The sequence below is a fragment of the Streptomyces sp. AC627_RSS907 genome (assembly GCF_019049165.1).
Map to the genome: position 1 here is coordinate 1 of NZ_JAGMUE010000110.1, position 8,722 is coordinate 8,722.

The following is an 8,722-nucleotide window of genomic DNA, read 5'->3' on the forward strand; positions in this document are numbered from 1 at the left end:
CCGCCCTCCCGTGCCACGACCGGCGGAATCCGCACCGCCCCCAGCACCACCCCGTCGCTGTCGTCGACGAGCAGGTCCAGGCGCCGTTCCGCCCCGTCCAGCACCGCCCGTGCCGCCGCCACCGCGCCCGACGGCAGCCCGAGCGACCGGGTGAGGCCCAGCGCCGGCCCCACCGGCACCACCGACAACGCGCACGCCGCGAGCTCCCGGTGCCGGTGCAGCAGGGTGACGGCCCGCAGCAGCGCGCGGTCGTCACCGACCACCACGGGCCGCCGCGAGCCCCGTCGCCGCAGCGCGCGGGCGAACTCCTCCGGACCGTCCGGCAGGCACACCTTCGTGCTCGCCGCACCCGCGCTGAGCACGTCTTTCGCGATCCGGACGGACTCCCCGTCGGCCCGCCGGGCGACGGGATCGATGACCACCAGGAGCTGATCGGGCGTCGTGGAAGTCGCCACCTCGGCCATGCCTCGCTTCCTCGGGTAGCATCTTTGTGCAAGAGCCCCTTGCGCTATTGCGCCAGGGGCTTCGTCTATTTCGGGGCATCCGGTCCGACGGTTGGCGGCCAACGACGGTCGCGGTGCACGCGGTTTCCGCGTACGCCCTCGACCATGGACATGCCCCGCCCGGAAGGGGTGTACGCGCGTGCCCGCACTTGTGCTGCTCGGTGCTCAGTGGGGTGACGAAGGCAAGGGAAAGGCGACGGACCTGCTCGGTGGTTCCGTCGACTATGTGGTGCGCTACCAGGGCGGCAACAACGCCGGCCACACGGTAGTCGTGGGTGACCAGAAGTACGCCCTCCACCTGCTTCCTTCCGGAATCCTGTCTCCCGGCTGCACGCCGGTCATCGGTAACGGCGTCGTCGTCGACCCGTCGGTCCTGTTCTCCGAGCTGAGCGGGCTGAACGAGCGCGGCGTCGACACGTCCAAGCTCCTGATCAGCGGCAACGCGCACATCATCACGCCGTACAACGTGACCGTCGACAAGGTGACGGAACGCTTCCTCGGCAAGCGCAAGATCGGCACCACGGGGCGCGGCATCGGCCCGACCTACGCCGACAAGATCAACCGCGTCGGCATCCGGGTCCAGGACCTGTACGACGAGTCGATCCTCACCCAGAAGGTCGAGGCGGCGCTCGACGTCAAGAACCAGATGCTCACCAAGCTCTACAACCGGCGGGCGATCGCCGTCGGCCAGGTGGTCGAGGAGCTGCTGGGCTACGCGGACAAGCTCGCGCCGTACGTCGCCGACACCGTCCTGGTCCTCAACCAGGCCCTCGACGACGACAAGGTGGTCCTCTTCGAGGGCGGCCAGGGCACGCTGCTCGACATCGACCACGGCACGTACCCCTTCGTGACCTCGTCGAACCCGACCGCGGGCGGCGCCTGCACCGGCGCCGGCGTGGGCCCGACGAAGATCAGCCGGGTCATCGGCATCCTCAAGGCGTACACGACCCGTGTCGGCGCCGGGCCGTTCCCGACCGAGCTGTTCGACGAGGACGGCGAGGCGCTGCGCCGCATCGGCGGCGAGCGGGGCGTGACCACGGGCCGCGACCGCCGCTGCGGCTGGTTCGACGCGGTGATCGCCCGCTACGCGACCCGGGTCAACGGCCTCACGGACTTCTTCCTCACCAAGCTCGACGTCCTGACCGGCTGGGAGCAGATCCCGGTCTGCGTGGCGTACGAGATCGACGGCAAGCGCGTCGAGGAGCTGCCCTACTCGCAGTCCGACTTCCACCACGCGAAGCCGGTCTACGAGATGCTGCCGGGCTGGAACGAGGACATCAGCAAGGCGAAGACCTTCTCCGACCTGCCGAAGAACGCCCAGGCGTACGTCAAGGCGCTGGAGGAGATGTCCGGCGCTCCGATCTCCGCGATCGGCGTGGGCCCGGGCCGGGACGAGACGATCGAGATCAACTCGTTCCTGTAGGTCTCCTGAGAAGGGTCCTCCCCAGCCCGCGCAGCCTGCGTGGACCTCGGTGGACCCTCCGTAGGCCACCGGCCGCCGCGGGCGGTCGTCCCCCCGGCCGGGGCTCCCCAGGGGCCCCGGCCGGCGGGCGGATACGCTGGCGGGCACCGGCAGCAGGACGAACAAGGCGGAGCGAGCAGGCCATGCGGATCAGCAACCGTTCCTTCGGACTGTGCGGGAGCGAGCCCGTTCAGTGCGTCGAACCGCTCTCGCGCGCACGCGTCCCCGGCGAACAGCCGTGAGCCCCCTGCCCGCCGGCCTGCGCCGCAGGCCCACCGCCCGGATGTGGATCTGGCTGACCGTGGCGGTCGTCGCCGTGGCCGGTGTGCTCTTCTTCGTCGACAGCCACCGGGTCTCCGCCGCCCCCCACGCCGACGATCCCCGTTGCGACAAGGTGCTCTCCCGCCTCCCGGACGACATCCCCGGCGCCTCGCGCGACTGGACCCTCGGCGAGGGGGTCGCGGCCTGGGGCGGCCAGTCCGCGGTGTTCCGCTGCGGCGCCGAGGAGCTCATGCCGAACATCAATCTCTGCGTCACGGTCGACGGGGTCGACTGGGTCCTGGACGAGGAACGGCTCAAGCGCGACGGCGTGAGCGTCCTGCGGACGTACGGCCGCTCGCCGGCCGCCGAGTTCACGTACACGGGGCCGCGCGAGGAGGTGGGCGGTCTCCTGACCGCGCTGAACCCCGCCGTGAAGTGGCTCCCGCAGGACCGGAAGTGCGTCGGCGTGGCCGACGCCCTGTAGCCCGGCCTGCGGGTTCCGCCCTCCTGTAGCCCGGCCTGCGGGTCCCGCTCTCCGGTGGCCCGGCTGCCGCCTGCTCCCGCCCCTGTAGCGCGGCCTGCGGGTTCCGCCCTCCGGTGGCCCGGTTCCCGCCTGCTCCCGCCCCTGTGGCCCGGCTCCGGGTCCCGCCCATGGTGCGGCCGTTGCCGTTCGGCCCCGTCCGCCGGGCGCCGGTGCGGAGCGTGGTGTGGGATCGGGGGCATGACCGACCGTGACCCTGCCGCTTCCTGCCGGGGCCCGTACGGTGACGGGGCCGGCCCGGGGGACTGCGGCGATCCGGCCCGTTTCGAGGTCGCCCGGCATCTGCGGGCGCCCCTGCGGGTGTGCCCCGTGCACCTGGGGCCGTCGTTGCTGATGGCGGACGGGGTCCTGTGGCCTCCGGAGATCTCCCTGATCCGGTGAGCGCCCCGCCGGTCCGGCGGAGGAGGCGCCGGCCCGCCGAGCCCCGCTCCACTGCCCCAGGGCCCCGCCCCGGCGCTCGGCTGGGGACGCCCACCGCTCCGCCGCTCAGCTGAAGACGATCATCGACCCCTGCGCCAGGCTCCGCGTGGCCGCCGCGTGCAGCCCCAGCCACACGTGGCGCTCCCGGGCGAAGGGGCTGGCGTCGTAGGGCGCGGGCACCGCCGGTTCCTCCAGCTCCGTCGGGGCGAGTGGCGGCTGCGGTGCGGGTGGGGGGTTGGCCGGATCGATCCCGAGCACGGGTGCCACGGTCTCCAACTCCCGCAGCAGCCCGTGCGAGGAGCCCAAGGGGCCGCCGCCCGCCAGGAGTTCGTCGTCGGAGAGCGGGTGCGGGAAGTCGACGGGGACGTACGCGCCGGCGTGGTCGTAGTGGCAGACCAGGTGCGAGTGCTGGGCCGTCGCCTCGAACATCTCCAGCAACTGCTCGTAGTCACCGCCGAGTTCGTCCACCGGTGTCACCGGCAACCCGCACACCTGGAGCAGGTACGCCCGGCGCAGGAAGTGCAGCGCGGCGTAGTCGAAACCGGCCACCGGGGCGACCTCGCCGGAGAGCCCCGGCATGTACTGGTACACCGGCACCGGCGGCAACCCGGCCTCGGCGAGCACCTTGTCGTATTGCGCGAGTTCCTCGGCGAACGGGTTGTCCGGCGTGTGGCACAAGACGTCGACGAGCGGTACCAGCCACAGGTCACAGGCCAAAAGAGGGCTCCTCACACAACACGGTGGTCAGGGCAGCGTAATCGGTGCGCGGTTCGTGCAGGTCCCATACCCACCTGGGACCGGGCCACGACACGCCGGACGTTGGTCATCCGCCGCCGTACCCGGTCATGTACCGGTCATGCGCCTGTCGTCCACCGGTCATCCCCCGGTGAGCCGCTCGATGAGGGCGAGGGAGTGCGCGTTGTACGCGTCGACGAGCGAGCGCGCGGCCGGCACGTCGCGGCGGACGAGGGCGTCGACCAGTTCGCCGTGCCCGGACCACAGCTCGCCACGCAGGTCGCTGAGCCGCCGCAGGTGCTGCACCGTGCACACCCAGCTCTGTACGCGCAGCCGGTGCAGGAAGTCGGAGAGGTGGGGATTGCCGAACAGGACGGCCAGCTCCCGCCAGTAGCGCAGGTCGTAGCCGATGAGGACGGTCAGGTCCCCGGCCGCGGCGGCGCGCTGCGCCTCCTCGCCGCGCCGCCGGACTCCGGCGAGGGCGGCGACGATCCGCGGGTCGTCGGGGTCCGGCCCGCGCCGGTGGGCGTCGGCGAGGGCGAGGAACATCCCGTCGGTGACGAGGCTGCGGGCCTCGATCATGTCGCGGAAGTCGTCGACCGAGTACTCGTGCACGCGGAAGCCGCGGTGGTGGTCGGCGTCGAGGAGTCCCTGGGCGGACAGGTCGACCAGCGCCTCGCGCACGGGCGTCGCGGACACCCCGTACTGCTCGGCGATCTCCTTGACGGTGAACTCCTGCCCGGGCTGGAGCCGCCCGGCCAGCACCTCGTCGCGGAGTGCGTCGGCGATCTGCCGCCGCAGGGTGCTGCGCGTCACGGCACCGGTGCCGCTGGGGCCGGGCATGGTCGGGCGTTCTCCTCGTCGCGTACGGATGGCGTGCTCGTCCACACGTCCACGACACGCCCACGTGCCACGACACGCCCACGTGCCACGACACGTCCACGTGCAGGGACGCGGACGTGTGTACGAGCACGCCACCTTACGCGGTGCGGCGGTTCCGCCCGGCCCCTCGCGGGCGGCGGCCCTACGCCGTGTACTCGTCCGCCACGGACAGTGCCGTGTCCAGGGCCGCCAGGCCCTCCTTCAGCTCCGCCTCGGAGATGTTGCACGGCGGGACCACGTGGGTGCGGTTCATGTTCACGAACGGCCACACACCGTGCGCCTTCGCGGCGGCGGCGAACGCGGCCATCGGCGTGTTGTCCCGGCCGGTCGCGTTGTACGGCACCAGCGGCTCCCGGGTCTCCCGGTTCCTCACCAGCTCCAGCGCCCAGAACATGCCGACCCCGCGCACGTCGCCCACGCTCGGGTGCCGCTCGGCCAGCTCCCGCAGCGCGGGGCCGACGACCTCGGCACCGAGCCGTGCCGCGTGCTCGACGACGCCTTCCTCCGCCATGACGTCGATCGTGGCGACGGCGGCGGCGCAGGCCAGCGGGTGCCCGGAGTAGGTCAGGCCGCCCGGGTAGGGCCGCTCGGCGAACGTCTCGGCGATCCTCGCGGAGATCGCGACGCCGCCCAGCGGCACATAGCCCGAGTTCACACCCTTGGCGAAGGTCATCAGGTCGGGCACGACGCCGTACAGGTCGGCGGCGAACCACGTGCCGGTCCGCCCGAACCCGGCCATGACCTCGTCGAGCACGAACACGATCCCGTACTTGTCGCAGATCTCGCGGACCCCGGCCAGGTAACCGGCCGGCGGCACCATGATCCCCGCGGTGCCCGGGATCGTCTCCAGGATGATCGCGGCGACCGTCCCCGGCCCCTCGAACGCGATCGTCGTCTCCAGGTGCTCCAGCGCCCGCGCGCACTCCTGCTCCTCGGTCTCGGCGTAGAAGCGCGAGCGGTACAGGAAGGGAGCCCAGAAGTGCACGACCCCGGCCGTGCCGCTGTCGGAGGCCCAGCGGCGCGGGTCGCCGGTGAGGTTGACCGCCTGCTGCGTGCCGCCGTGGTACGAGCGGTACGCCGACAGCACCTTCGGCCGCCCGGTGTGCAGCCGCGCCATGCGCACGGCGTGCTCCACGGCGTCCGCGCCGGCGTTGGTGAAGAAGATCTTGTCCAGGTCGCCGGGTGTCCGCTCCGCGATCAGACGAGCCGCCTCCGAGCGCGCCTCGACGGCGAACGCGGGCGCGAAGGTCGTCATCCGCGCCGCCTGCTCCTGGATCGCCGCGACGACCTTGGGGTGCTGGTAGCCGATGTTGGTGTAGACGAGCCCGCTGGTGAGGTCGAGGTAGCGCTTCCCTTCGTAGTCCCAGAAGTACGACCCCTCGGCGCCGGCGACGGCGAGCGGGTCGATGAGCTCCTGGGCCGACCAGGAGTGGAAGACGTGCGCGCGGTCCGCGGCCTTCACGGCGGCGCCGGCCTGGGGGTTGGGCTGAGGGGTCATGCGGCCGAGGGTAGGTGTCCGCGATGCGGAAAGGGAATCGGCGTCCTGTCTGCGGACGGGGGCGTTCCACGACAGTCTGTCGACGCCCGAAGCCGGGATGCATGGACAGCAAGCGCATTGACAGCAAACTGTCGGAATGACAGCCTTCTGTCATTAGCCCCGTGCTCCGAGGAGGAGTCATGAACGGCACCCGCAAGCCCGTCCATCTCGCCGTGTACGACACCCTGGCCGACTGGGAGACCGGCCACGCGACGGCCCACCTCGCCCGCGCCGGGTACCCCGTCCGCACCGTCGCCCCGACCACCGCCCCCGTCACGAGCATCGGCGGCCTGCGCGTCCAGCCCGACCTGGCCCTGGCCGACCTGCGTCCCGAGGACAGCTCCCTGCTGATCCTCCCGGGCGCCGACCTGTGGACCCTGACCCCAGCCGCTGCCGCGACGGGCGGCGACGGCCTCGCCCCCTTCGCCCGCACCGCCCGCGCCTTCCTGGACGCCGGCGTCCCCGTCGCCGCGATCTGCGGCGCCACCGCCGGACTGGCCCGCGAGGGCCTGCTCGACGACCGCGCGCACACCAGCGCCGTCTCCTTCTACCTGGCGGCCACCGGCTACGCGGGCGGTGAGCGGTACGTGGAGGCCGACGCGGTCACCGACGCCGGCCTGGTCACCGCCGGCCCCACCGAGCCGGTCGCCTTCGCCCGCGAGATCCTCGGCCTGCTCGGGGTGTACGAGGGCGAGGTGCTGGACGCCTGGTACCGGCTGTTCCACGACTCGGACCCGACCGCGTACGCCGTACTGGAGAAGGCGGGCGCCGCGTGAGCCGCGAACGGCAGGACCTGTTCAGCCGGAGCGCGCTCGGCGTCTTCCGGCTCAACGGCCAGTTCCTCGCGGCCGCCGAGGAACTGGCCCGCCCCGCCGGACTCACCGCCGCCTGGTGGCAGGTGCTGGGCGCGGTGCTGCGCGAGCCGCTGCCCGTCTCCGGCGTCGCGCGGGCGATGGGCATCACCCGGCAGAGCGTGCAGCGCATCGCCGACCTGCTGGTGGAGCGCGGCCTCGCCGAGTACCGGCCCAACCCGGCCCACCGCCGCGCCAAGCTCCTGGCGCCGACCGAGGCCGGCCTCGCCGCCGTCTCCCGCATCGACCCCGGGCACGCCGCCTTCGCCGACCGGCTGACCGAGGCGTTCGGGTCCGAGGAGGAGCTCGCGGCGGCCGTCCAGGCCCTCGAACGCCTGTCGCAGGCGCTGGGCGAGCTCGGTGACCCGCCTGTTACGGAACCGTAGACGATCGCGACTCACCGTGAGGTCGCCCCGCAACTATTCTCGGTCTGTTGCTCACGTGCGGGGAAGGCGGTGCAACATGGCGGAGTTCCGGGACGGGGACCCGACGGGGGTCCCCCCGGGTTTTCAGCACTGGGGGAGCATCGGCTCCTACCGGCTGCTGCGGCGGCTCGGTGCGGGCGGCATGGGGCACGTCTACCTGGCCCGGTCGGACCGGGGTCGCATGGTCGCCGTCAAGCTGGTGCGCGAGGAACTGGCGGCGCTGGAGGAGTTCCGGGAGCGGTTCCGGCAGGAGGTCGCGTCCGCCCGGCGGGTCGGCGGGTACTGGACCGCGCCCGTGCTGGACGCCGACACCGAGGCCCCCGTGCCGTGGGTCGCCACCGGGTACGTCGCGGGCCCCAGCCTCCAGCAGGTCGTCGGGCACGACCACGGCGCCCTGCCCGAGCGCTCCGTGCGCACCCTGGCGGCCGGGCTCGCCCACGCGCTCCAGGACATCCACGCCGCCGGGATCGTGCACCGCGACCTCAAGCCGTCCAACGTGCTCATCACCATCGACGGGCCCCGGGTCATCGACTTCGGCATCGCGCGGGCCATGGAGACGGTCACCGAGGGCGGACTCACCCGCACCGGCGCGCTCGTCGGCTCGCCCGGCTTCATGGCGCCCGAGCAGGTGCGCGGCGACCCGATCACACCGGCCTGCGACGTCTTCTGCCTCGGCTCGGTCCTCGTCTACGCCGCCACGGGCAACCTGCCCTTCGGCACCGCCCACAGCGGCGTGCACGCCCTGATGTTCCGCATCGCGCAGGAGGAACCCGACCTGGACGGCGTGCCCGAGGGCATCGCCGACCTGGTCCGCGACTGCCTGAAGAAGGACCCGGCGGCCCGCCCCGCCCTCGACGAGGTCCTGGAGCGCACCGGAGCGCGGGACACGGTCGCCGAGGGCCGTTCCCGGGACCCCTGGCTGCCCGGCGCGCTGGTCGCCCAGCTCGGCCGGCACGCGGTACGGCTCCTGGACACGGAGAACCCGCCGGGTCCCACCGCGGCGGCCAACGGCTCGGCCCCCGCTGCCGGGGCAGGCCCGTACCCCTCCCCGGACGCGAAGCCGGCCCCGCCGCCGGGCCGGGAGCCGGACGCCCCCACCCCGGCC

9 protein-coding genes and 1 pseudogene are annotated in these 8,722 nt (G+C 73.0%); 6 read left to right on the forward strand and 4 right to left on the reverse strand.

The features are described 5' to 3' along the window. Positions 1–464, reverse strand: a pseudogene (locus KUM32_RS23605) (diacylglycerol kinase family protein); the annotation flags it as partial. Between the two features lie 178 nt (positions 465–642). Between KUM32_RS23605 and KUM32_RS23610 the strand changes: the two are divergent. The 3 genes from KUM32_RS23610 to KUM32_RS23620 all read left to right on the forward strand — a co-directional run bounded on the left by KUM32_RS23610 (position 643) and on the right by KUM32_RS23620 (position 3,148). After that, positions 643–1,926 (forward strand): adenylosuccinate synthase, encoded by a 1,284-nt coding sequence (locus tag KUM32_RS23610; RefSeq protein ID WP_217143941.1) that lies wholly within the window; start codon positions 643–645, stop codon positions 1,924–1,926. 277 nt (positions 1,927–2,203) lie between these two features. Further along, positions 2,204–2,710, forward strand: coding sequence for a DUF3515 family protein (locus tag KUM32_RS23615; protein WP_308408706.1), 507 nt, complete (start codon positions 2,204–2,206; stop codon positions 2,708–2,710). 237 nt (positions 2,711–2,947) lie between these two features. Next, the gene (locus tag KUM32_RS23620) at positions 2,948–3,148 is read left to right on the forward strand and encodes a hypothetical protein (RefSeq protein WP_217143942.1); all 201 of its coding nucleotides are present in this window, start codon (positions 2,948–2,950) and stop codon (positions 3,146–3,148) included. A 105-nt stretch (positions 3,149–3,253) separates the two neighbouring features. Here KUM32_RS23620 and KUM32_RS23625 read toward each other — a convergent pair whose 3' ends face one another. The 3 genes from KUM32_RS23625 to KUM32_RS23635 all read right to left on the reverse strand — a co-directional run bounded on the left by KUM32_RS23625 (position 3,254) and on the right by KUM32_RS23635 (position 6,302). Continuing rightward, the gene (locus tag KUM32_RS23625) at positions 3,254–3,904 is read right to left on the reverse strand and encodes a hypothetical protein (protein ID WP_217143943.1); all 651 of its coding nucleotides are present in this window, start codon (positions 3,902–3,904) and stop codon (positions 3,254–3,256) included. Positions 3,905–4,063: 159 nt separating this feature from the next. Continuing rightward, complete coding sequence (locus KUM32_RS23630) at positions 4,064–4,765, reverse strand: GntR family transcriptional regulator (protein WP_217143944.1); 702 nt, start codon at positions 4,763–4,765, stop codon at positions 4,064–4,066. A gap of 181 nt (positions 4,766–4,946) precedes the next feature. Next, positions 4,947–6,302, reverse strand: a complete 1,356-nt coding sequence (locus tag KUM32_RS23635) for an aspartate aminotransferase family protein (RefSeq protein WP_217143945.1) — start codon at positions 6,300–6,302, stop codon at positions 4,947–4,949. 179 nt (positions 6,303–6,481) lie between these two features. On the opposite strand from KUM32_RS23635, the gene KUM32_RS23640 reads away from it, so the two are divergent. From KUM32_RS23640 to KUM32_RS23650, 3 genes are all read left to right on the forward strand, one after another. Next, positions 6,482–7,117, forward strand: coding sequence for a DJ-1/PfpI family protein (locus KUM32_RS23640; protein ID WP_217143946.1), 636 nt, complete (start codon positions 6,482–6,484; stop codon positions 7,115–7,117). Further along, positions 7,114–7,578: a MarR family winged helix-turn-helix transcriptional regulator gene (locus KUM32_RS23645; protein ID WP_217143947.1), complete on the forward strand. Its 465-nt coding sequence runs from the start codon at positions 7,114–7,116 to the stop codon at positions 7,576–7,578. The genes KUM32_RS23640 and KUM32_RS23645 overlap by 4 nt, the downstream gene beginning before the upstream one ends. Positions 7,579–7,654: 76 nt before the next feature. Further along, positions 7,655–8,722, forward strand: a 1,068-nt coding sequence (locus KUM32_RS23650) for a serine/threonine-protein kinase (protein WP_302185178.1), incomplete at its 3' end; no start/stop codon positions are given.

Coding starts and splice junctions, on each gene's coding strand:
- KUM32_RS23620 (WP_217143942.1), top strand. CDS start 2,948: ATGACCGACCGTGACCCTGCCGCTTCCTGCCGGGGCCCGTACGGTGAC.
- KUM32_RS23630 (WP_217143944.1), bottom strand. CDS start 4,765: ATGCCCGGCCCCAGCGGCACCGGTGCCGTGACGCGCAGCACCCTGCGG.
- KUM32_RS23635 (WP_217143945.1), bottom strand. CDS start 6,302: ATGACCCCTCAGCCCAACCCCCAGGCCGGCGCCGCCGTGAAGGCCGCG.
- KUM32_RS23640 (WP_217143946.1), top strand. CDS start 6,482: ATGAACGGCACCCGCAAGCCCGTCCATCTCGCCGTGTACGACACCCTG.